Origin of the sequence: Hymenobacter segetis (genome assembly GCF_038448715.1) — a bacterium.
Taxonomy (GTDB): domain Bacteria; phylum Bacteroidota; class Bacteroidia; order Cytophagales; family Hymenobacteraceae; genus Hymenobacter; species Hymenobacter segetis.
Genome location: NZ_JBCEVZ010000023.1, coordinates 24,491 through 47,097 on the forward strand (window position 1 = coordinate 24,491; position 22,607 = coordinate 47,097).

General features: G+C 62.8%; 19 protein-coding genes. 10 read left to right on the forward strand and 9 right to left on the reverse strand.

Annotation, left to right across the window (positions count from 1 at the left end; all coding sequences use genetic code 11):
- Positions 1 to 71 precede the first annotated feature (71 nt).
- The 8 genes from AAFH49_RS11230 to AAFH49_RS11265 form a co-directional block, all read right to left on the reverse strand.
- Entirely contained in the window at positions 72 to 4,403 is a 4,332-nt protein-coding gene (locus tag AAFH49_RS11230; protein WP_342298153.1) for an InlB B-repeat-containing protein, read from the reverse strand.
- 104 nt (positions 4,404 to 4,507) lie between these two features.
- Entirely contained in the window at positions 4,508 to 5,725 is a 1,218-nt protein-coding gene (locus AAFH49_RS11235) for an ATP-grasp domain-containing protein (RefSeq protein ID WP_342298155.1), read from the reverse strand.
- 50 nt (positions 5,726 to 5,775) lie between these two features.
- The gene (locus AAFH49_RS11240) at positions 5,776 to 7,134 is read right to left on the reverse strand and encodes an NAD(P)H-dependent oxidoreductase (RefSeq protein WP_342298156.1); all 1,359 of its coding nucleotides are present in this window, start codon (positions 7,132 to 7,134) and stop codon (positions 5,776 to 5,778) included.
- A gap of 108 nt (positions 7,135 to 7,242) precedes the next feature.
- A complete protein-coding gene (gene rfbC, locus AAFH49_RS11245) occupies positions 7,243 to 7,794 on the reverse strand; it encodes a dTDP-4-dehydrorhamnose 3,5-epimerase (RefSeq protein ID WP_342298157.1) in 552 nt (183 codons plus the stop codon).
- Positions 7,795 to 7,960: 166 nt separating this feature from the next.
- Entirely contained in the window at positions 7,961 to 9,067 is a 1,107-nt protein-coding gene (locus AAFH49_RS11250) for an NAD-dependent epimerase/dehydratase family protein (RefSeq protein WP_342298159.1), read from the reverse strand.
- Between the two features lie 163 nt (positions 9,068 to 9,230).
- On the reverse strand, positions 9,231 to 10,124 hold the full coding sequence (gene rfbF / locus AAFH49_RS11255; protein ID WP_342298160.1) for a glucose-1-phosphate cytidylyltransferase: 894 nt from the start codon (positions 10,122 to 10,124) through the stop codon (positions 9,231 to 9,233).
- Between the two features lie 42 nt (positions 10,125 to 10,166).
- Positions 10,167 to 10,937, reverse strand: a complete 771-nt coding sequence (locus tag AAFH49_RS11260) for a WecB/TagA/CpsF family glycosyltransferase (protein WP_342298162.1) — start codon at positions 10,935 to 10,937, stop codon at positions 10,167 to 10,169.
- A gap of 183 nt (positions 10,938 to 11,120) precedes the next feature.
- The gene (locus AAFH49_RS11265) at positions 11,121 to 12,473 is read right to left on the reverse strand and encodes an exopolysaccharide biosynthesis polyprenyl glycosylphosphotransferase (RefSeq protein ID WP_342298163.1); all 1,353 of its coding nucleotides are present in this window, start codon (positions 12,471 to 12,473) and stop codon (positions 11,121 to 11,123) included.
- 678 nt (positions 12,474 to 13,151) lie between these two features.
- Here AAFH49_RS11265 and AAFH49_RS11270 point away from each other — a divergent pair.
- The gene (locus AAFH49_RS11270) at positions 13,152 to 13,610 is read left to right on the forward strand and encodes a BLUF domain-containing protein (RefSeq protein WP_342298164.1); all 459 of its coding nucleotides are present in this window, start codon (positions 13,152 to 13,154) and stop codon (positions 13,608 to 13,610) included.
- Between the two features lie 166 nt (positions 13,611 to 13,776).
- On the opposite strand, the gene AAFH49_RS11275 is transcribed toward AAFH49_RS11270, so the two are convergent.
- Complete coding sequence (locus AAFH49_RS11275; protein WP_342298165.1) at positions 13,777 to 14,274, reverse strand: hypothetical protein; 498 nt, start codon at positions 14,272 to 14,274, stop codon at positions 13,777 to 13,779.
- A 566-nt stretch (positions 14,275 to 14,840) separates the two neighbouring features.
- Here AAFH49_RS11275 and AAFH49_RS11280 point away from each other — a divergent pair.
- From AAFH49_RS11280 to AAFH49_RS11320, 9 genes are all read left to right on the forward strand, one after another.
- Positions 14,841 to 16,007, forward strand: a complete 1,167-nt coding sequence (locus AAFH49_RS11280; RefSeq protein WP_342298167.1) for a DegT/DnrJ/EryC1/StrS family aminotransferase — start codon at positions 14,841 to 14,843, stop codon at positions 16,005 to 16,007.
- Positions 16,008 to 16,015: 8 nt separating this feature from the next.
- A complete protein-coding gene (locus tag AAFH49_RS11285; protein WP_342298169.1) occupies positions 16,016 to 16,948 on the forward strand; it encodes an NAD-dependent epimerase/dehydratase family protein in 933 nt (310 codons plus the stop codon).
- Between the two features lie 181 nt (positions 16,949 to 17,129).
- Positions 17,130 to 17,450, forward strand: coding sequence for an ArsR/SmtB family transcription factor (locus AAFH49_RS11290; protein ID WP_342298171.1), 321 nt, complete (start codon positions 17,130 to 17,132; stop codon positions 17,448 to 17,450).
- A 67-nt stretch (positions 17,451 to 17,517) separates the two neighbouring features.
- Positions 17,518 to 18,336 carry a sulfite exporter TauE/SafE family protein gene (locus AAFH49_RS11295; protein ID WP_342298173.1) on the forward strand — a complete coding sequence of 273 codons (819 nt, stop codon included), beginning with the start codon at positions 17,518 to 17,520 and terminating at the stop codon, positions 18,334 to 18,336.
- Between the two features lie 59 nt (positions 18,337 to 18,395).
- Positions 18,396 to 19,751 (forward strand): rhodanese-like domain-containing protein, encoded by a 1,356-nt coding sequence (locus AAFH49_RS11300; protein ID WP_342298174.1) that lies wholly within the window; start codon positions 18,396 to 18,398, stop codon positions 19,749 to 19,751.
- Positions 19,752 to 19,805: 54 nt separating this feature from the next.
- On the forward strand, positions 19,806 to 20,141 hold the full coding sequence (locus AAFH49_RS11305; RefSeq protein ID WP_342298175.1) for a rhodanese-like domain-containing protein: 336 nt from the start codon (positions 19,806 to 19,808) through the stop codon (positions 20,139 to 20,141).
- Positions 20,142 to 20,180: 39 nt separating this feature from the next.
- The gene (locus AAFH49_RS11310; RefSeq protein WP_342298177.1) at positions 20,181 to 20,741 is read left to right on the forward strand and encodes a YeeE/YedE family protein; all 561 of its coding nucleotides are present in this window, start codon (positions 20,181 to 20,183) and stop codon (positions 20,739 to 20,741) included.
- Between the two features lie 9 nt (positions 20,742 to 20,750).
- Positions 20,751 to 21,155: a DUF6691 family protein gene (locus AAFH49_RS11315; protein ID WP_342298179.1), complete on the forward strand. Its 405-nt coding sequence runs from the start codon at positions 20,751 to 20,753 to the stop codon at positions 21,153 to 21,155.
- 74 nt (positions 21,156 to 21,229) lie between these two features.
- Positions 21,230 to 22,570, forward strand: coding sequence for an MFS transporter (locus tag AAFH49_RS11320; protein ID WP_342298181.1), 1,341 nt, complete (start codon positions 21,230 to 21,232; stop codon positions 22,568 to 22,570).
- Positions 22,571 to 22,607 lie beyond the last annotated feature (37 nt).

The window sequence follows — 22,607 nt, forward strand, 5'->3', positions numbered from 1 at the left end:
CTTGGGAGAATAGGTTTGCAGAAAAGAGATGGGACGAAAAAGAACGGTCGGGTCGGCCAGGGCCGGGGAGGTTACTGCCGCAGGAGCTTGAGCTGGGCAGCGTGGCGGCCATCCTCCAGCAGCAGGTAGCTCAGGCTGGTGCCCGAGAGCGGCTGGGTGAAATCCAGCTCGGCCGCGCGGGTTCCGGCCGGCAGCGTGCCGCGGGCCAGCGTCTGGCCCAGGGCCGAAATCAGCCGGTAGCGCACCTCGCCGGTGAAGTCGGCGGGCAGCAGCAGGTGGAAGCGCCCGTTGGGCGAGGGGTTCGGGTAAGCTTCGGCCGGAGCCAGGGCCAGGCCGGAGCTGAGGGAAGCGGCGGCCACCCGTGCGGCGGCATCGGTCACGCTGAAGGTGATGGTGAGCGGGGTGCCGGCCGTGCCGCCGCCCCCGCCGCTGGTGTAGGGCCGGGCCGTGAGCGTGTAGCTGCCCACCGCGGGAGTCCAGGGGTTATAAGTCCCCGCCCCGTTATCGCCAAACAGCGCATACGGGGCCACCGACTCGGTCTGGTTCCAGGTTTGCGTGCCGCTCAGGGCAAACACGACGCTGCCCACGGTGGCCGGGCTGGTGGTGGCCCGCACGTTGAGGCTGCGCGAGGGCAGCGTGGTTAAATTCAGCGTAGAACCGGCCGTAAGGGCCTGGATGTCGGTGCCGGTGCTGGCGTTCACCAGCACGAAGCCGCTGAGCTGCTGCCCGCCGCTGGTGGCCGTGAAGGTGGCCGTAATGGTCTTGTTGGCCGTCATCGTGATGGTTAGCGGATTGGTGCTGCCCGAGGCATCGCCGCTCCAGCCCGTGAAGGCGAAGCCGGCCCCTGGTGCGGCCGTGAGCGTCACGGTGCTGCCGCTGGCGTAGCTGGCCGCGTTCGGGTTCTTCGTCACCGAACCCGTGCCCACGGTGTTCACCGTCAGGGTGTAATTCGTCGTGGTCGTGGCGGTGAAGGTGGCGGTGATGTTCTTATTCCCATTCATCGTTACCGACAAGGGATTAGCGGTACCCGTGGCATCGCCGCTCCAGCCGCTGAAGGTGAAACCGGCAGCCGGCGCAGCCGTGAGCGTCACGGTGCTGCCACTGGCGTAGGTGGCGGTGTTCGGGTTTTTCGTCACGGTGCCGCTGCCCACCACGGCCGTGGTGAGCGTGTAGGTGGTAGGGGTGCCGCCGGTTTGCTGCCAGAGCTCGACGCCCGAGAAATTGGGCCAGCCGCCGGTGCTGGTGAACGCCACGCTGCCCGTGGCCGCCAGCGTCACGTTGTAGGGCCCGAGCCGCGCCCAGGTGCCGGCCGGGCCGGTACTGTAGTTGGCGCGCACGCTCTGCCCGTTCAGCGACAGATTAATGACCTCGGGGTTGTTATCCTCCCACACGTAGAGGTAGGCCTGATAAGTGCCAGCTGGCACGGCCGAGAGCGTCACGCTCAGATTGGGCCCGAAGACGGCCGCCCGAATCATGCCCGCCCGCGTGGCGTCGGTGGCCGGAATCAGTGGCACGGCTTGATTCTCAAAAGCCGAGCCGTTGGTAGAATAGTTGGCCGCCGTGGAGCCGCCCCAGGCGTTGCCGTCCAGCGTGAGGGCCGGCCCGCCCAAGTTGATGGCCCGGTAGAAGGTGTAGCTGCCACCCGAGGTAGCCGTGAAGGTGGCGGTGATGTTCTTATTCCCGTTCATCGTCACCGACAAGGGATTGGTGGTGCCGCTGGCATCGCCGCTCCAGCCCGTGAAGGCGAAGCCGGCGGCCGGCGCGGCCGTGAGCGTCACGGCGCTGCCACTGGCGTAGGTGGCGGTGTTCGGGTTTTTCGTCACGGTGCCGCTGCCCACGGTGGCCGTGGTGAGCGTGTAGGTAGTGGGAGCCCCGGAATCCGTCACCGTGAAGTTGATGGTGAGGGGCGCGCGGGCCGTGCCGCTGCCATTGGCCCCGCTGTAGCCCGTGGCCGTGAGCTGGTAGTTGCCCACCGGCGGCGTCCAGGAGTTATAGTCGCCGTTCACGTCCAGAAACAGCGCAAATGGGGCTGCGTTATCGGTCACGGCCTGGGTTTGCGGGCCGGTGAGGGAGAACACGACGCTCCCGGTGGTGGCCGGGTCGGCATTGGCCCGGATGTTCAGGCGGCGGGTGGGCAGGGCGGCCAGGTCCAGAATGGCACCGTTGGTCAGGGGCTGAATATCGGCGTCAGTGGCGGCGTCGGCATCCACCAGCGTGAAGCTGGGCGTGGTGCAATCAGGGTCGAGGCGCACTTGCTGGGTGGTGGCGAGGCCCCCGGCATCGGTCACGGTCAGCGAGATGGTGTAGTAGTAGGCTTCGGCCCCGCAGCCGTAGGGGCCGATGATGGTACTGGTTTGCCGGGTGGTGTCCACCGGGTCGGGGTGCTGGTGCGTGAGGTGGTGCAGCACCGTTTGCCACTTGTAAGCAAGCAGGTGGCCGCTCTGCTCGGCATCCGTCACGGTGGCCCGCAGCTGGTAGGTGGTGGTGCCCGTGAGCGGGTACAGCGTGCCGGCGGCCGGGCTGGTGATGGTGACCTGCGGCGGCGTGTTATTCACCGAAATCATCAGCGAAGCCTGATTGGTCAGGCCCTGTGGGTTGGTCACCGTCAGCGTCACGGTGTAGTTGGTGACGGCCGAGGTAGGCGGCGAAAACGTGTGGCTGGGATTGGCCGCCGAGCTGGTGGCGGTGCCGTCGCCAAAATTCCACCGGTAAGTCAGCGCGCTGCCGTTGGGGTCGGTCGAGTTGCTACCCGTGAACTGCACCGCGAGCGGGCCGGGGCCGTAGGTTTTGTTGGAAGTAGCCACCGCCACCGGCGGACTGCTGCTGGTGACGTAGCTGATTTTGCGGATTTCCGAAGGGTAGAAGTTGACGTAAAACAGCCCCGTTTCGCCCGGGCTGGTGCCGAAAAACACCGGCACGGCCCCGCTGTCCACGAAATTGCGCACGGCACTGGGCTGGTTGCTGCTGTTCACGGTCATGTTCCGAATCCAGCCGCCCACGTAATCCCCGAAGAAATACGAGTTGGCATACGGGGCCGGAAAGTCGCTGTAGGGATAAAAAACCCCGCCCGTCACCGAATTCCCCCCAAACTGCGGCCCGCTCACCGGCGAGCCCGCCGCCCCGATATTAATGGTAGTAGGCGTGCTGCCGCTGAAAGTGCCCGTGCGCGCCGGCCCGCTCAGGTTATGCGCCCAGTCGATGAGCGGCCGGGTGTGCACGAAGGTGGGAATGCTGGCCGGAATCGTTTGCGAGGTATTGCACGGGTTGGGGAACGTGGCCGTGCCCGTGGGCGTGGCCGGTTTGATGAGGTCCTGGAAGTAGAAAAACTGCTGGGTGCAGCCGCCCGTGTTGTAGAGCGGGTTGGGCGCGTCGCGGTTGTACACGTTCGAATTGGTGAATGCCGAATAGGGCGTCAGGCCCTCGAACAGCGGCCAGCCCAGGTTCACGCGGGGCCGGTCCACCACCGATACTTCTTCCCAGGTGGAGGCCCCCACCACGCCCACGTAGAGCGTGCCGGGGTTGGCAGCGGCGGGGTCGGGGCTGCCGGTACCGGGCCGCAGGCTCATGCGGAAGGGCGTGCGCAGGCCCAGGGCCCACACCCGGGAGCGGGGGGCGCTGGGATTGGCCGCGTCATAATAGGGGTTGCTGGGCACGCCGTTGCCGGTGGCAGGGTCCAGGCGCAGGATTTTACCACTTAGGCAGTCTACCAGCTGGGCGCGCAGGGCGCCCACGTTTTCCTTGGCGGAGATGATGCCATCGGCGAGCGCCTCCGCGTAGTAGGTTTCGTTGTAGCTGCCTAAATCCGGCGCCCAGTGGGCCCCGTCACCGGTTGATACGAGTAAGGTGCCATCGGTGCCAAACACCAGCGAGCCGGTGCAGTGGCCGTCGTGGGTCGAGGGAATGCCCGTGGTTTTGGTGGCCCCGAGCAGGATTTTGCGGCTGGCGGGGTTCACGGTGTAGCCCGTGCCGGCCGGCGTGGCCGTGTAGCGCGTGATGCGCCCAATGGTAGCGCTGAAATAGTCGTTGGCAGCGGGGTCATAGTTGGCCGTGCCGAAGTTCAGCAGGTAGTGCCGGTCCACCACGTACATCAGGTACATGTAGCCGTTGGTGTTGAAGTTGGGGTCGAGCGCGAAGCCCAGCAGGCCGTGGTCGCCCCAGGCCCCTACTTCTTCGGTGATGTCAATTAATTGCTGGCGCTGGCCGTTCACCACCACCCAAACTTTGCCCGGTCTTTCCCAGACAAACATCTTGCTGCCCGTGCTATTGAAGGCAAATCCGACAGCTTCATTCCAGCCCGAGGAAACGACGGTGGACGTGAAGCCCGTGGGCGGCGTCTGGCCCCGCAGCGGCTGGCCGCCCACCAGTAGCAAGGCGCAAAAAATAACAGTCAAAACACTTTTCATGGCGAAACTGGTGCGAATGCATCGGATATAAGCGTGAGGTGGATGAAGAAATTGAATGGATATCGATAGCCGCCGCAATGCCCGGCCGCAGCCGGGCGGCGGGCCTAGTCCTCGTCGGTGAGGAAGCGGTAAATCTTGGTCAGCGGGTCGCCCAGAAAAGCGCCCACGCTGGTATCGCGCAGCGAAAACCGCACGTCATCGGGCCGGCGCACGCGGCGGCCGTAGCGGTACTTGAAGTAGTTGGCAAACGGGATGTAGCGCCCCTCGCGGAAGGGCGCGGGCACCACCGCCCGCCCGGCCGCCACCTGGCAGGCCAGCACCGGGAAGTTCACGCCCGCCGCCAGCGCCGAGCCCACCACCGTGAGCCAGAAGCGGGTGTTGATTTCGATGACTTTGATTTCCTGAGTGCGGGCGTCGTAGCGCAGGTCGAGGTGGGCCACGCCGTTCCAGCGCAGGGCCTTCATCAGGCGGTCTACCACGGCCAGCACGGCGTCGTGGTGCACAAATTCGATGGCTTCGGTGGGGGCGTATTCGTCGCCCGTAGCCACCAGGCCCTTCTGAATGGAATGGGCAATGAGCTGCCCATTCTGGTACAGCACGTTGCAGTCAATATCGTAGCCCTCGATGCAGTTCTGGATGATGTAGCGGCTGCTATCGGGCAGCATGGCCACGGCGGCCAGCAGCGCCTCGGGCGAGGCGTAGCGCACAATGCCCCGGCCGCCGGCACCCTCAATGGGCTTCAGCAGCACCGGAAATTCGAACTTCGCCAGCTTGGCCGCCAGGTTGTGCCGGATGTCCACGATGGTGTCGGGCGCGGGAATACGGTGCTCCTGCATAAACGCGCCCAGCAGGCCCTTGTCGGTGGCAATTTCGTAGTACGCCGCCGCCGGCAGCGGCAGCAGGTGCAGGGCCGTGGCCAGCGCCGTGCGGTGCGCAATCACGAAGCGCATGCCGGCCACGTCCACGGGCAGCAGCACTTCGGCCCCGGTGGCGCGGGCCGCGTTCTGGATGAAGGCCACGAACACCTCCGCCGGGCTATCGGGCGAGAGCAGATGGAAGGAATGCACGTAGCTCGAAAACCGGTACGGGCTCAGCCTGTCGCGCGACAGCAAATGCACGCGCACCCGGGCCTGCCGGCTCAGGCAAAACAGCACGGCTCCCGTGAGGCGGTACTCGCCCTCCAGCACCAGCACCGTGAGCGGGGCCGTGGCGGGGCGTGGGGCGGGCGGGGCCGGCGTGGCGGCCGGGGCCGTGCCGGGAATATTTTGCCGCGTGGGTAGCGGGTCGGAGTGCTTCAGAAACTCAACCAGGGTGGGATTCATGGCGACGAGGCTTCGGGGTAATTAGAAGGAAAGGGACAGTTTTGGTTGAGTCAGAGGTTGGCCAGGGCGAAATCGGCGGGCACGAGGGGCTCGGCGGTGGCCGCCAGCACGGGCGGGTTGAAATGAACTTCCTGCTCGCGGCGCAGCTGGTCGATGAGGCGGCCGGGGGGCAGCGCCACATCGCCGTAGGTCAGCACCTGGTCTTTGGGAATGTCGCGCAGCAGGCGGCAGCCCTCGGCCACGCCAATGGGCAGTAGGTTTTCGGCGCGGGCAGTGGTGTAATTCTCGGCCAGCCCATAGGTCATATAGTGGCCGATGCCGTCGAGCGTGTCGCCGGCCCGCAGGTCAATTTTGGCGGCCGTAATCACCTCCACCTTGGGGGCGCCGGCCGGCGCCAGGCAGGCATCGCCAAAGAGCACCGCCCGCGCCACCGAATTCGGCGTTTCGAAATGGCACAAGTGGTAAGGCGTGTAGAAGCAGTACAACGGCCCCGGCCCCAGCTTGTACAGCTTGAGGTAGTGCTGCTGAATGGGGTCGTCGTGCGTGCCCAGGATGAACACGCCGGGGCCGGGCTCGGCCCCCACCACGTAGTCCACAATGCCGGGGCCGCCATCCAGCAGGCGCTCCGTGGGGTACCACTCGGCGGCCTTGCTGATGGGCGTGCCCGGGGCCACGGTAGGGCCGTACATGCCACGCCGGGCCACTTCCATGCCCAGCGCATTGGCGATGACGGCCTGCTCGAAGCTGATTTTGCTGCCGTCGGCGAAGCTGGTTACCATGCTCGGGTTCTGGCCCCACTGCTTCGCAAAGCCCTCCTGCGTGGTGGGGTTGCGGTAAGGGTCGTGCAGGCCTTTGATGTTGCCGCACAGCACCGGCTTCACGCCCAGGCCCAGCACGAAGCGCGCTAGGTTGAGGGTCACGCCGGGCTGGTCGCCGTCGCTCACGGTGTACACCACGCCGGCGCGGTCAGCATACACTTTCAGGATGGCCCCGGCCGTGCCGTCCAGCTCGGCGTTCAGCAGCACCACGTGCTTGCCGTGCCGGATGGCCTCCAGCACCACATGCGCGCCGTGCTCCACCGCCCCGGTTACCTCGATGATGGCATCGATGCCCTCGGCGCGGCTCAGCAGCAGCGCATCGTCGGTGATGGCGCGCTCGCCCCGCTGGATGCAAGCCTCCAGCGCGTGTACCGAGCTTACCTCACTGGTCACCAGCTCGCCGGCTTCGTGGTAGGCCCGCCGGGCCTGGCTGATGGTGCGGTTGGCGATGGCCACCAGCTCCATGCCGGGCACGTAGCGGCAGATTTGCAGGGCCACGCCCCGGCCCATAAAACCCGCGCCCACCATGCCCACCCGAATGGGCTGGCCGGATTGCTGGCGCTTCTTTAAGGCATTGTCAACAAGTATCATAATGCAGAAAGAAAGATGAGAAAAGCAGAGAAGTAGCGCGGACTCGCAGAGTCCGCGCCGGGTTGGCCCAAGCATCGTTCCGGCGGGCGCGGACTCACAGAGTCCGCGCTACATTACCATTGGCACGGCCAGCCCCTGGAAATCGGGATGAGCCTGGTCTTTCGCCGAAATGAGCAAGGGCTGAAAAGGCCAGCGGATGCCAATAGCGGGGTCGTCCCAGCGCAGGCCGCGCTCGGCCCCGGGCGTGTACTTGGCCGACACCTGGTAGCACACGTCGGTGTTGTCTTCGAGGGTGAGGAAGCCGTGGGCGAAGCGGCCGGGCACGAATAGCATCCGGTAGTTATTGGCGTTCAGCTCCACTCCTATCCACTTGCCGAAGGTGGGCGACTCCTCGCGCAGGTCCACTATCACGTCCAGAATCGCGCCCCGGGTGCAGCGCACCAGCTTGGTTTCCTCGTAGGGAGGCAACTGGTAGTGCATGCCGCGCAGTGTGCCCCGGCGCGGGTTGAAGGACAGGTTGGCCTGCTGCGGCGGCATGGCAATGCCGTGGGCGGCAAACTCGTCTTCGCACCAAGAGCGGGCAAAAAAGCCGCGCTCATCGCTCAGCCGGTCCACGTCGATAATGAAGGCCCCTGCAAGGGCAGTTTCGGTAAATTTCATCGCATTAAGGGTAAGGTTGAAGGGTTGATTTTTGGCGGCTGGGTATTGGTTTAACGTCTGTCATCCTGAGCTTGCGAAGGACCTTATCACGGCTGCGCCGATTGAATTACTGCGAGCTTTTCTTCGTTGATAAGGTCCTTCGCAAGCTCAGGATGACAGTCGAAGCTCAGACTACCACAAGCTCCGGCCGGTACAGCGGCACGGCCGCTTTGGCCGGGCCAGCAGCCCAGGTCAGGTCCTCGGTCAGCTCATCCTGCTCGCGCAGGGCGGCCAGCACGCGCAGCCGCATCAGCCGGGAGGCGCGGAAATTGGGGTCGCGGAAGCCCATTTCCAGCAGCTTGCGCTGGAGCTCACTGATGGTATCGGCCAGGGTGTGAATGGGCTGGCAGTCGGGCGCGAGGCGACGGAACAGGCTGAAGTCGACGCGATACGAGCGCAGGTCGGGCGCGGCGTCGGGGTTGAGGCGCACCTGGGTGCCGGGGATGGCGGCGGCCACAGCTTCGGCCAGCTCGCGCACGCGGTAGTTCCAGTTGTTGGCCCCGGCGTTCACGGCCACGAAGGCCCCGCCGTTGCTGGCCTCGCGCGTCACGGCCCAGCCGATGGCGCGGGCCATGTCCAGCACATGAATGAGGGGCCGCCAGGGCGTGCCGTCGCTCAGGATGCTGATTTCGCGGGTGGCCACCGCGCCGGCCACGAAGTCGTTCAGCACCAGGTCGAGGCGCAGGCGGTCGCTCCAGCCGCAGGCTGTGGCGAAGCGCAGGCAGGTCACCCGGAAGTTCGCATCGGCCAGCGGAGCCAGGTCGCGCTCACTGCTCACCTTGGAGCGGGCGTAGGCCGTGAGCGGATTCAGGGTGGAGGTTTCGGTTTTGGCGTCCTCGCCGCCCAGCCCATACATGCTGCATGAGCTGGCAAACACGAAGCTTTTCACGCCGTAGGTTTTGGCGCGCTTGGCCAGCGCGATGCCGGCGCGGTAGTTCACGTCCATCGTCACGCCCTCGTAGGCCGTGCCCATGGGGTCGTTGGAGATGGCGGCCAGGTGCACTACGGCATCCACGCCGGCCAGCAGGCCCGAGGGCAGCGTCCGCACGTCGCCAAACACCTGGCGGTCGAGCCGCGACTCGGGCAGGCGCGTGGCCCCGGTGAGGCAATGGGCGAAAAATCCCATGTCGTAGCCAATCAGCTCCGCGTTGGGGTACGTCTGTCGGAGGTGGCGCACCACGCCGGGCCCCACGTAGCCCATGTTGCCGGTGATGAGTATGCGGGAGGGTTTCATAGGAGATTCCATTAGAAGTGAGGTTTATACAGCCATCAATCAACCAGAATGCCATGCCGGGCGCGCCAACTCATTGCGGCCGTGGGAAGGGGCTCCGTTCTATCTCAGCGGAGCTGCGGCAATGCGCCAGCGGCGCTCGGCAAGGCGTTCGGGGTGGTTGTTTTCAGTCGCTGGGCATAAGTTTGGTAGTGGCCGCGCGGCCGCGCCCGGCCGGCGCGGCCAGCGGCGTAGTCAGGATGGTTTCGAGTTCGGGCACTGTCACGGGAGCGGCGGGAATCTGGTCCCAGAGCTTCCATTCGGCCTTGCCAGCCTGCCAGAGTTCCTCCAGCATGTTGCGGTCGCGCAGCGTGTCCATGGGCTGCCAGAAGCCGGCGTGGCGGTAGGCGGCCAGCTGCCCGGCGGCGGCCAGGCGCTCCAGCGGGGCCTTTTCCCACACCGTCTGGTCGTGGTCGAGGTAGTCGAAAATACCCGGCTCCAGCACGAAAAAGCCGCCGTTAATCCAGGGCGTTTCGCCGCCCTCGGGCTTCTCCATGAAGTTGCTCACGTGGCTGTCGCCGTCGCTCAGGTTGAACACCCCGAAGCGGCCCGGCTGCCGCACCGCCGTGAGGGTGGCCAATACGCCCTGCGAACGGTGGTATTCGATGCTGGCCGCGATGTCGACGTTGCTCACGCCGTCGCCGTAAGTCAGGCAAAACGTCTCGTTGTCAAGGTATTTCTGCACGCGGCGCAGGCGGCCACCGGTCATGGTTTCCAGGCCGGTGTCCACCAGCGTCACGGTCCAGGGCTCGGCGTTGTTGCGGTGAATCTGCATCTCGTTGCGGTCCATCCGGAAGGTCACGTCCGAGTTCAGCAGGAAATAATCGGAGAAATACTGCTTAATCATGTGGCCCTTGTAGCCGCAGCAAATCACGAAATCGGTGATGCCGTGGTGGGCATAAATCTTCATGATGTGCCACAGAATAGGCTTGCCGCCGATTTCGACCATGGGCTTGGGCCGTACGCCGCTTTCCTCGCTGATTCGGGTGCCGTAGCCGCCCGCTAGTATCACTGCTTTCATGTGAAAAAAGGTTGGGATGAAATCGACTAAAAAGCGGCCCATTCAGGCCACGGCCGGCAGCCAGCCGGCCAGGTTTTCGAGCGTGGCGCGGGCCATCAGGTACACGAAGCGGGTGTTGGTGACGAAGTAGCGGCGGGCCAGGCGGCGCGGCTCCTGCCACAGCCGGAAGGCCCATTCCAGCCACAGCTTGCGGGCCCACGCCGGCAGGCGCGGCTCCATTCCGGCATACACCCGGAAGGCCTGCCCCACCCCCAGCATGCACGCCCCAATGCGCCCCTGGTGGGCCGCCATCCAGCGCTCCTGGCGCGGGCAGCCCAGCGCCACAAACAGCAAGTCCGGGTCGGCCGCGTTGATGGCCGCCACCTCGTCGGCGTCCTCCTCAGCCGTGAGCGGGCGGAACGGCGGCGCATATGCCCCCACCACCCGCAGCGCGGGCAATTCCCAGCGCGCCCGCCACACCATGGCCTGCAAAACGTCATCGGTAGTGCCGTAGAAGTACACCGACTGGCCCCGCTCGGCGGCGTGGCGCAGCAGCTCAGGCAGCAGGTCCATGCCCGCCATGCGCTCCTGCGCCGGCCCCCGAAACCAGCGCACCGCCGCCGCCACCGGGCTACCATCGGGCGCGGCTACGGCGGCATTGTTCACAATCTGCCGGAACTCGGCGTTGCGCTCGGCTTCCACCAGCATGTGCACGTTGGCAAAGCACACGTAGGCCGAGGTGCGCGCCGCGCCCAATTCCAGAATGGTATCGACGAAATCAGCGGTGCGCCCCGTCGAGATGTTGGCGTGCAAGACAGCGTGTTTGGGTAGCATGGTGGGTTTGGTTGGTGGATTGGTGGGCTGAACTCAGAACGGTCATGCTGAGCGTAGTCGAAGCATCTCTACCGCTTCGTTGAGTCGGCATTGATTACTGAGTGCGGTAGAGATGCTTCGACTGCGCTCAGCATGACGTTCTACTAATCAGCGTGACTGTTCTAACTGCTTCGTTCTAGTCACTCAATAGGCATTCTCCTCGCCGCGCACCATGTTCCGCACGGTTTTGCCGATGATTTGCAAATCGAGCCCGAACGACCAGTTCTGCACGTATTTCAGGTCGTATTCCACGCGCTTTTCCATGGCGTTGGGGGCGCGGGTTTCGCCCCGGAAGCCGTTCACCTGCGCATAGCCCGTGATGCCGGGTGTCACGGCGTGGCGCAGCTGGTAGGTGCGGCCGCGCTTGGAGTATTCCTCCAGCTGCGACACCATGTTGGGCCGCGGCCCCACCACCGACATATGCCCCAGCAGCACGTTGAAGAACTGCGGCAGCTCGTCCAGATTGTACTTGCGCAGGTACTTGCCCACCCGCGTTACCCGGGGGTCGGCCTTGGTGGCTTGCAGCTCGGTCTGGCGGTGGTCGGCGCGCATGGTGCGCAGCTTGTAGCACGGAAACAGCTTGTTACGCTTGCCCGGCCGCATCTGCTTAAAGAACACCGGCCCCGGCGAATCGAGCTTAATGAGCACCGCCAGTACCGGCAGAATGATGGGAAACAGCCCCAGAATCACGAACAGCGAAAACCCCAGGTCGAACGCCCGTTTCAGCACCTGATTGGTGCGGAAACCCAGCGGCTCCTGTCGCACCATGAGGATGGGCAGGTGGTCGTGGAAATACACGCCCACATCCTTGCCCACCGTGCCCTGGTAGTCGGGCACGATGCGGAAGGCCAGGAAATGGTCCTCCGCGAAGCGCGACAGCTCCTCAATCAAATCGTGCCTGTCCAGCGGCAGCGCGTAGTAGATTTCGTCCACCGGCGTGCTCAGGCAGTAGTTCATCAGGTCCGTCACGGCGCCGCGCCGCAGGCCGCGCAGGTTGGTGGGAAGCGCCTCATCGGCAAAAAAGCCCTTGAACTGGTACGCGCCCGAATCATCGGCCGTGAGGGCGTGGTACAACTCCTGCCCGCTCTGGCTGGCCCCCACTATCACAAAGCGGTTGTGGGCCTGGGCGAAGTACCGCAGCCAGGCGCGGTAGCTAAACGTGACCGCAAAGCGGCCCACCACCACGGCCGCCACCGCAAAGCCGTAAATGGCCGCCAGGTAGCGCGTCGAGAGGTAATTGATGCGCAGCGCCACCACCGTGCCCACCACCAGCACGCCGTGCAGCAGAAAGGCTTTCAGCAGGTGCCGCAGCTTCTCGCCATACGAAATGCGCCGGTCGAGCCGGTACACGTTGGCATACTGCCGCGAGAGCAGCCACCACAGCAGCGCAAACGTGATGATGAAAAAGGGCGTTTCGCCCTTCATCGACCACGAGTGCCACACCACAAACTCGGCCATATGGAAGGCCAGCCAGATAAGGCCCCCGTCCACAGCCATCAGAATAAAACGGGAAGTATCCGAGTATCGCACATAGCGCTCCATAGCTCAGGAAGTAACAAGTTGCTTACTGCATCCCGCAAGCATCTGCCGCGGGATGAATACAGGAGTAAGTTATGCACTTAATATTTAATTATCAATATTTAATATGATTAAATATTTGTTGAGTTATTTTGTTTACTGAAATAATCACAAGCATTACAACTGAATTACAAGACATTAAAGTTTTAAATATTCATTATTTAATATATTAAATAATGCGCCAATTCTGTTCTATTATTCTCCTATCAGCCTGTGGTTGTGCTATGCACGCCCGTCCTCAGTAATCGTCATGGTCGCTGGCGGGCCATGGTTGGCGCTGGGTTTGCCGCACCATCTCTGCCATATAGTATACCCCGCAGTATATCGTCTTTTTTGAATCAAATTAATATGCAATATGTAATATAAAAAATTATATGTATATTTGAAAACATTCACATTATAAGTACTTGTAGCTCTTCTACTATACCCACAGTATGCAGCAGTCTGGCTTACTTCGTGCCCCACTGGCTGTCGATGGCTATCCGCGCCACCACTGCCAGCGCCGCTGGCAGCCATCAACGGCCTTTTTTGGGCAAGTCTCCCGTTCGTATTTCTTACAGCCGCCGCCGCGGTCTCAGTTGCTTCCCCATCATGGGCTTGTATCACCTTCTATACCAGAGCCTGGCCCTGGCCAGCTTCAGCCTGTCGGAACTGCTGGAGCTGCTGCAGAAATCCCGTGCGTACAACGCTGCCCGGGGCATCACCGGCATTCTGCTGCACGCCCCCAACGGCCAGTTCCTGCAGCTATTGGAAGGCGAAAAGGGGGCCGTGCAGCACCTCTACTACCACCGCATTGCCGCCGACCCGCGCCACGAGCACCTCGTGGTGCTCAGCGAAGGCCCCAGCACCACGCCCATGTTCCCGGACTGGAGCATGAGTTTTCGCTCGGGCACGGGGCCGCTGGCGCTGCCGGGCTACCTGGCCCCCAGCGCGGCCTACTTCCGCGTGAGCAACCTGCCCCAGGCCCCGCCCGAACTCAAGCGCCTGCTCCTGGACTTCACGGCGGGCTACGACGACAGCCCCCTAGCCGAAAGCATGATTGGCAGCCGGCGCTAAGCAGCGCGAACTGTTAGTTCGCGCTGCTTAGCGCCGTTAAAATCGTTCGGGTGTCGTTCGGAGGCGCGAACTAACAGTTCGCGCTACGTGCCCACCGGCCAAAAAAAACACCGCCCGGCCAAAGTGGCCGGGCGGTGCAGCATGCCCAGGAAGGAAGTTGGTGTGCTTAGCGCGAGAACACCGAGGTGTACACCGAGCCTTTGCCGGTAGCGCCTTCCGAATGGGTGAGGCGCAGCGTGTTATCCGTCAGCTCGGCCACGGCGAAGCGGCGGGTGCGGTCGGCTTGCGTGAGGATGAGCGAGTCGGCCGAAGCCGTCAGACGCCAAGTGCCGCTCACGGGCTCGGCGGTTTGCTTGCCGGCGCGGGGGCCGCGCAGCAGCGTGTAGGTGCCGTCCGACTTATATACGGCGCTCTGCACCAGCATAGAAGGTTTGGCTTGGGCAAACAGGTCGGAGGTAGCAGCGGGGGCCGTGCCTTCGCCGGGCGTGCTCACGGTGAGGCCGGTCTGGCGCCAGGTGCCGGTTGTGAGCAAGTCCGGTTTGGCCAGCGTCGACGCAGCGGAGGAAGATGAAGGAGAGCTATTTACTTTCTCAAGCTCTTTTTCGCAGGAGGCGAGGGTCAGCGCGGCAAAGGCCACACCCAGGTACAGGGGCATTTTTTTCATGCAAACAACTTTTGAGGTTTACGCCGCTCCGATGAGGGAGCCTGCATAGTGAAACATATAGTTATTTAATGGGCAAGCATTTGAATTCAGCAGCTGGACTATATCCGATACTTGGGAGCCTAACTTTTCCCGTTTTGTTTTGGTTCAGCCATTCGCGGAAAAAGACTATTATTAGAATTTTCTATTTGTAAAATTACATTGCATAATCTTGTATAAAAACACTCTATTGCAGCATATTACAAATATAAAACCCAGCAATTCGGCAATTCAGCCCTAATTGGGTTTACTTCGATATTGGTTTTGTTTTAAATCAATTTTTCCTATTGAACAGCTACCGGAATAGTTTCACCGGGAGCATGTAGCATGCACCGGACAGGATATGCCCTCAAGGTGCGGCGGCACCGGCCGGTTGCGGGGCTCGGCCAGGCATTGTTCGGCACCGCCCCAATGGCCCGCTATTCACAGCAGGCCACTATTTTTTCCTCAAAAAAACTTATTATCAAAAACAACAAATGAATATCCAAAGATATTATTATATTTAAGCCACATTTCTCCACTTCACTGCGATGGTCAATCCTTACATACCCTCTCCACTCGTTGGGACTACGCCCCCGGTCCTCGCACCGGGCCAGCTACTGCCCATGTTCAGCACGTTTGTGCACCCCAGCGCAGCCCGGCGCGTGGGCAAAGTTTTGGCCAGCACCTATTTGAGCGAGGGCAAGCTGGTACAGGAATTTGAAGCCCGGCTGAGTGCCGAGCTGGGCATGCGCCACCCGGCGGCCCTCAACTCGGGCACCAGCGCCCTGCACCTGGCCCTGGAGTGTGCCGGCATAGGGGCCGGCGACGAGGTGATTCTAGCCCCGCAAACCTTCATCGCCACCGCCCTGACGGTGGTGCAGGTGGGGGCCAAACCCGTATTTGCCGATATCCAGTACGAAACCGGCAACATTGACCCGGCCGACATCGAGCACCGCATCACGCCGCACACCAAGGCCATTATGGCGGTGCATTGGGGCGGCTACCCCTGCGATTTGGCCGAGATTCAGGCCATTGCCGATAAGCATGGGCTGATGGTGATTGAGGACGCCGCCCACAGCCCCGGGGCCAGCTACCGGGGCCAGGCCATCGGGGCCATTTCGGACTTCACCTGCTTCTCGTTTCAGGCCATCAAGCACCTCACCACCGGCGATGGCGGCGCGCTGTGTGCCCGCTCGCCGGAAATGGCCCGCGAGGTATTCCGGCGGCGCTGGTTTGGCATCGACCGGGCCAGCTCGCCGGTGAACGAACTGGGCGAGCGCGAATACGACCTCACCGACGTGGGCTACAAGTACCACCTTTCCGACTACGCTGCCGCCCTCGGGCTGGCCAACCTCAATGGCTTTGGCGAGCGCATGACGGCGCGGCGCGCCCGCGTACAGCAATACCGCGACGGCCTGCGCCAGGTGCCCGGCCTCACGCACTTCATACATCAGCCCGACCGCGAAAGCGCCCACTGGCTGTTCGGTTTCCACGTCGAAAACCGGCTGGAATTCATCCGGGCGCTGCGGGCGAAGGGCGTGGCCTCGTCGGTCGTGCACGATGGCATCGACCACAACGCCTTGTTCGGCGGCAAGCGCCCCGACCTGACCCGGCAGCGGCGCTTCGACGAAACCCAGATTCACGTGCCCCTGCACGATGCTTTGAGCACCGAGCAGGTGGCCTACATCGTGGACGTAATCAAGCAAGGATGGTGAGCGCGGCCATGAAAGTCGTTTTGTTTGGCCACACTGGCTTTGCCGGCCGCAACATGGCCCGCGAGCTGTGCCAGCGCGGCGTGGCCTACGTGGGCGCGTCGCTCAGCACCGGCCTCGACCTGCGCGATGCCGATGCCACGGCCGCGTTTCTGCGCGCCCACCGCCCCACGCACATCGTGAACTGCGCGGCCCACGTGGGCAGCCTCAACTACGTGACCGAGCAGGCCGCCACCGTGATTGCCGACAACTCGCGCATGATTCTGGGCATGTATGAGGCCGTGGCCCGCGAATGCCCCGAGGCCTTGGTAGTCAACCCCATTGCCAACTGCGCCTACCCGGCCGATGCCGACATCTTTGAGGAAAGCGGCTGGTGGAACGGCCACCTGCACCGCTCCGTGCTGAGCTACGGGGCCAGCCGCCGCCTGCTGTGGGCCACCGCCGAATGCTTCGAGATGCAATACGGCGTGCGCAGCATCCACCTGCTCACGCCCAACATGTACGGCCCCTACGACTCGACCGACCCCAACAAAGCTCACGCACTCAACGCGTTGATTTCGAAGTTTGTAAAAGCCGAGAACCTGGGCCAGCCCGAGCTTTCGATTTGGGGCACGGGCCTGCCCATCCGCGAGTGGCTCTACGCTTCCGACTTTGCCCGCCTTGTCTGGGAAGTGCTCCAGAACCCCGACCGCCCCGGCCTCGACCAGCCCACCAACCTGGCCCAGAACGACGGCCTGAGCGTGCGCGAGCTGGTGGGCATCATCCAAACCAAGTTCGGTTACCACGGCCAGCTCCGCTGGGATGCCAGCAAGCCCGACGGTGCCCCCAAAAAGGTGATGGACAACGCCAAATTCCGCCAGGTATTCCCGCTGTTCCGCTTCACCGATTTCCAGGACGGCATCGCCGAAACCATCAAATACTACGAGTCGGTGTTTCCGTACTGAACTGCCTTTTAAATGGCGGTTCGGTCATCCTGAGCCTGCGAAGGACCTTACCACGGCAGGAGAATTTGTTCTGACGTGATAAGGTCCTTCGCAGGCTCAGGATGACAAATATTGAACGACCGGCGAACCAAACAATTGCAACACTTGTATAAATGAACAATTGTTCATAAGTTTGCATTCGATGATGACTCCCGCCGCCCCTGCTGTCGACATGAACCTCTCTGTTGAGAAAATGGAAAAGGTGGCCTTCATTCTCAAAACCACGGCGCATCCCACGCGCATCGCCGTGGTGCAGCTGCTGGCCAACCACGAAAGCCTGTCGGTTTCCGACATCAGCGAGCGGCTGAACGTGGAGCAAAGCCTCCTCTCCCACCACCTCTCGGGCATGAAGCTGAAAGGCATCCTCAGCAGCACCCGTGACGGCAAAAACATCTACTACGCCCTGAAAATGCGCGAAGTCATCGACGTGATTCAGTGCTTGGCCGCGTGCACTTTTCTATAAGGACAAGGCGTTTTTTTAGCACAATACATGAACAATCATTCATAATTTCATACGTCTACGGTCCCTCATGCTACACTATTTCGGCTATTTCGCCGCCATTTTCATTGGGCTTTCGCTGGGCATTATGGGCGGGGGCGGTTCCATCCTCACGGTGCCCGTGCTGGTGTACCTGATGGGCGTGAGCCCGGTGCTGAGCACAGCCTACTCGCTGTTTGTGGTGGGCAGCACGGCGGTGGTGGGGGCCTCGGGCTACTTCCGCAAAGGTCTGGTGTCGCTGAAAACGGCCGTGGTCTTCCTGATTCCTTCGTTGCTAGCGGTGTTTGCGGTGCGCAAGGTGCTCATGCCGGCCATTCCGCACGAGCTTTTCAGCATCGGGGGCATTGTTTTCACCAAGGACTTGCTGGTGCTGGTGGCTTTTGCGGGGCTGATGGTGGCGGCGGCCGCGTCGATGATTCGCAGCCGGCAGGCCGAAGTGGTGCTGGACGAGGAACTGCACCACCGGCACGCGTTTAATTACCCGCTCATTCTCGGCATTGGGCTGGTGGTGGGCACGCTCACGGGGTTTGTGGGCGCGGGGGGCGGCTTCCTCATTATTCCGGCGCTGGTGCTGGGCGCACGCCTGCCCATGAAACTGGCCGTGGGCACTTCGCTGGCCATCATCGCGCTGAATTCGCTTATCGGCTTCGTGGGGGATTTGAGCGCGGGCACGGCCGTGGCTTGGCCATTTCTGCTGGGGTTTCTGGCTTTTGCGTTGGGCGGAATCGTGCTGGGCACCTATTTGGCGCGCTTCATTCCGGGGGGCCGGCTGAAGCCGGCGTTTGGCTGGTTCACGCTGGCCATGGGCACGTTTATTCTGACTAAAGAGCTGCTTTTTCACCACGTCTAAGGGCTGGTTTTTCACCTGATTCCTCCCTACTCTCTCACCCGCTTTTTCTGTTGCTTGCTATGAAAATCGAACAGTTTGAAGACAAGGGCCTGGCCCATTTTTCCTACGCCATTCTGAGCGAGAGTGCCCGCGAAATCGTCCTCATCGACCCGTCACGCAACCCGCAGCAATACTACGACTACGCGCAGGCCCACGACGCCCGGATTGTCAGCGTTATCGAAACCCACCCGCACGCCGATTTCGTGTCGTCGCACCTGGAAATTGCGCAGCACACCGGCGCCACCATCCGCGTGAGCCAGCTGCTGGGGGCTGATTATGCCCACGAGGGATTTGATGACGGCGATTCCTTCACCATTGGCCAGCTCACCTTCCGCGCCTTGAATACGCCCGGCCATTCGCCCGATTCCATCAGCATCGTGCTCAGCCGCGCGGGGCAGGATGTAGCCGTGTTCACCGGCGATACCCTGTTTATTGGTGATGTGGGCCGGCCCGACCTGCGCGAAAATGCCGGCAACCTGACCGCCAAGCGCGAGGAGCTGGCCCGCCAGATGTACCACTCGCTGCGCGAGAAGCTGATGCCGCTGGCCGATGCCGTGCTGGTGTACCCGGCGCACGGCGCGGGCTCGCTCTGCGGCAAGGCCCTGAGCGGAGCCAACAGCAGCACCATCGGGGCCGAAAAAGCCGGCAACTACGCCCTGCGCCCAATGAGCGAGGCCGATTTCATCAAAGAACTGCTGGCTGACCAGCCCTTCATCCCGAAATATTTCGGCTACGACGTGGCCCTGAACAAAGCCGGCGCGGCCGCCTACGCCCCCAGCGTGGAGCGGGTACCGCGCCTGGCCACCGGCACCAAATTGGAAGCCAGCGCGTTGGTGGTGGATGCGCGTCCCGAAGCCGAGTTCAAAAAAGGCCACTTCACCGGGGCCATCAATATTCAGCAGGGGGGCAAGTTTGAAACGTGGCTGGGCTCCGTAGTGGGCCCGGCCGAGCCGTTCTACCTGGTGGCGGCCGACGCGGCGACGCTGGAAAACCTGATTCAGAAAACCGCCAAAATCGGCTACGAGCCGCTGATTAAGGGCGCGCTGGTGGGCACCCCGGCTACCGATGCCACGCTGCTGACGCTGGATGTGGCGCAGTTCCGCCAGCACCCGGAGCAGTACACCATCGTGGATATCCGCAGCGCGACGGAGCACCGCGACGAACCAATTTTCGAAGGCTCCCTCAGTATTCCGCTGCCGGAGCTGCGTGAGCGAGCCCACGAAATCCCGACCGATAAGCCCGTGCTGGTGCATTGCGCGGGTGGCTACCGCTCGGCGGCGGGCAGCAGCGTGGTGGCAGCGGCCCTACCCGGCGCGCGGGTATTCGATTTGGGCGAGGCCGTAAAGTCGTTCCAAATGGCCGGCGCGGCGCATTAGCCGTACCTTAACCACAATTCAGATTTTAGCATTCATTTTCAAATAATTACCATCATGTTCGAAGTATCAAAAACCGATTCCACTTATAAAAACCTCTCGTCCGAACAGTTTGCCGAAGGCCTGCAGGATGGCCGCGCCGTGCTGCTGGACGTGCGCCGCCGCGAGGAGTTTGCCCAGGGACACCTGCGCGGGGCACGCCACATCGAAGTGACCAGCCCGGACTTTGCCCAGCGCGTGGCCAACCTCGATTCTACCCGACCCACCTACGTGTACTGCCGCAGCGGGGCGCGCTCGGCCACGGCCGCCAAGCAGCTGAAAGCGGCGGGCTTTGGGCAGGTTTTCAACCTGGCTGGCGGTATGCTCGACTGGCCATTCCCGGTGACGCGCTAGTTTGCATGCGCTTCTTTTTTGGGTTGATTTCATTGATTCATGCTTGAACTTTTGCAAAAGCCCTGGCCCTGGTACGTGGCCGGGCCGCTCATTGGGCTGACGGTGCCGGCGCTGCTCCTCGCGGGCAATAAAGCATTGGGCATCAGCTCGTCGCTGCGGCACATCTGTGCCGCTTGTGTGCCGGCGGGCATCCCGTTTTTGAACTACAACTGGCGGGCCGAAAGCTGGAACCTGGTGTTTGTGCTTGGCATTGCGCTGGGCGGCTTCATCGGCTACCGGCTGATGGGCCACCCGGCGGCAGTGGCCATCTCGGCCGAAACCGTGCGGGACCTGAAGGCGCAAATGCACCTCACCGACTTCACCGGCCTGCTCCCGCGCGAGCTGTTCGCCCTCGAAAACCTGGGCAACTGGAAGGGCTGGGTGTTTATGATGCTGGGCGGCTTTCTGGTAGGGTTCGGCACGCGCTATGCGGGTGGTTGCACCTCGGGCCACGCCATTTCGGGCCTTTCGAATCTGCAGTGGGTTTCGTTGGTGGCAGTGGTCGGCTTCTTTGCCGGTGGCCTGGTGATGACCTGGCTGATTTATCCGCTGCTGTTTTAATGCGTTGTGATGAAATACTTCCTGGTGCTGGGCACGCTGTTCGGCATTATTCTTACCAAAAGCGAGGTCATCAGCTGGTTTCGGATTCAGGAAATGTTCCGGTTCCAGGCGTTTCACATGTACGGCGTTATCGGCTCGGCCATTGTGGTGGGGCTGGTTTCGATTCAGATTATCAAGCGCAACCGCCTCAAAAGCCTCAGCGGCGAGCCCATCGTCATCGCCGACAAGCAGTTCAACCACGGCGTCTGGATTGGCGGCTTCATTTTTGGGCTGGGCTGGGCCATCACCGGGGCCTGCCCCGGCCCGCTGTTTGCGCAGCTGGGCAGCGGCGTGGGTGCGGCGGCGGCAATGATTATAGCTGCCCTGGCCGGCACCTGGACCTACAGCGCCCTGCGCGAAAAGCTGCCCCATTGAGCGAAGCTGAAAGTGCGGCAGAAGTACCCTGACTTGGTCGCAAAACCATCTGAAAATCAAAACTCGTCTTCCGGATGAATACTCCGCAGCTCGGTTTGCGCGAAAACTGGCGGCAGTTTGGCCTGCTGGTGCTCGTCAACGCCTTTGTGGGCGGCATGGTGGGGCTGGAGCGCAGCATCCTGCCCCGGCTGGCCGAGCAGGAGTTCCACCTGGTGGCGCGCTCGGCCATTCTCTCGTTCATCGTCGTTTTTGGCCTCACCAAGGCTGTGGCTAACTACTACGCCGGGGCCTGGGCTAATACGATTGGGCGCAAAAACCTGCTGGTCATTGGCTGGCTCTTCGGGCTGCCCGTGCCGCTGCTGCTGCTTTGGGCGCCGGGCTGGGGCTGGGTTATCTTCGCCAACGTGCTGCTGGGCCTCAACCAAGGGCTGGCCTGGTCGAGCACGGTGGTGATGAAAATTGACTTGGTGGGCCCCAAGCAACGCGGCCTGGCCATGGGCCTGAATGAGTCGGCGGGCTACCTGGCCGTGGCGGCCACGGCCTTCGCCTCGGGCTGGCTGGCCACCGAATACGGCTTGCGGCCCTACCCTTTCTACCTCGGCATTGGGCTGACGGTGTTGGGGCTGCTGGGTTCGCTGCTGGTGCGCGACACGCGTCCCCACGCCGCTCTGGAAGCCGCCCTGGCCCCGTCCACGCCGGCCAGCCCGCCGCTTTCGTTCTGGGACGTAACGTGGCGGCACCCGAATCTAGGTTCCGTGACGCAGGCCGGGCTGGTGAATAACCTCAACGACGGTATGGTGTGGGGCCTGCTGCCGATGCTGCTGGCCAGCAAAGGCTTTTCGCTGACGCAGATTGGCACGGTGGCGGCGGTGTACCCGGCCGTGTGGGGCTTGGGCCAGCTGCTCACCGGCCCGCTTGCCGACCGGCTCTGCAAGAAAGACCTGCTCTTTTGGGGTATGCTGCTGCAAGGCGCGGTGCTGCTGGCCATGCTCTTCACCAATGCCTACCCGGTATTCCTGCTGCTGGCGGCGCTGTTGGGCGCGGGCACGGCGCTGGTGTACCCCACATTTCTGGCCGCCGTGGCCGAGTATGCGCCGGCTCCGCAACGGGCGCGTAGCGTGGGCATCTTCCGCTTCTGGCGCGACGCGGGCTACGCCATCGGGGCACTGCTCACCGGCCTGCTGGCCGATGCTTTTGGCTTGAGGGCGGCGCTGGCCGCTATTGGCGGGCTCACGGTGCTGTCGGCACTCATCATCCAGCGGCGGATGTACTGCCTGCCACTAGCTACGGCACCGGGCGCTACGGGCACCTGCGCCCGGCCCGCGCCGGTGCGGTCCCATACGCGCTGGCGAATGGCTAGTGCTTCTGCGGCCGTATCGGTGCCAGGAAGATGCGGCCTGAACCTTTCGGCCTGACGGCCAATGCCCTCAACCAACCTAATCCATTGAAGCA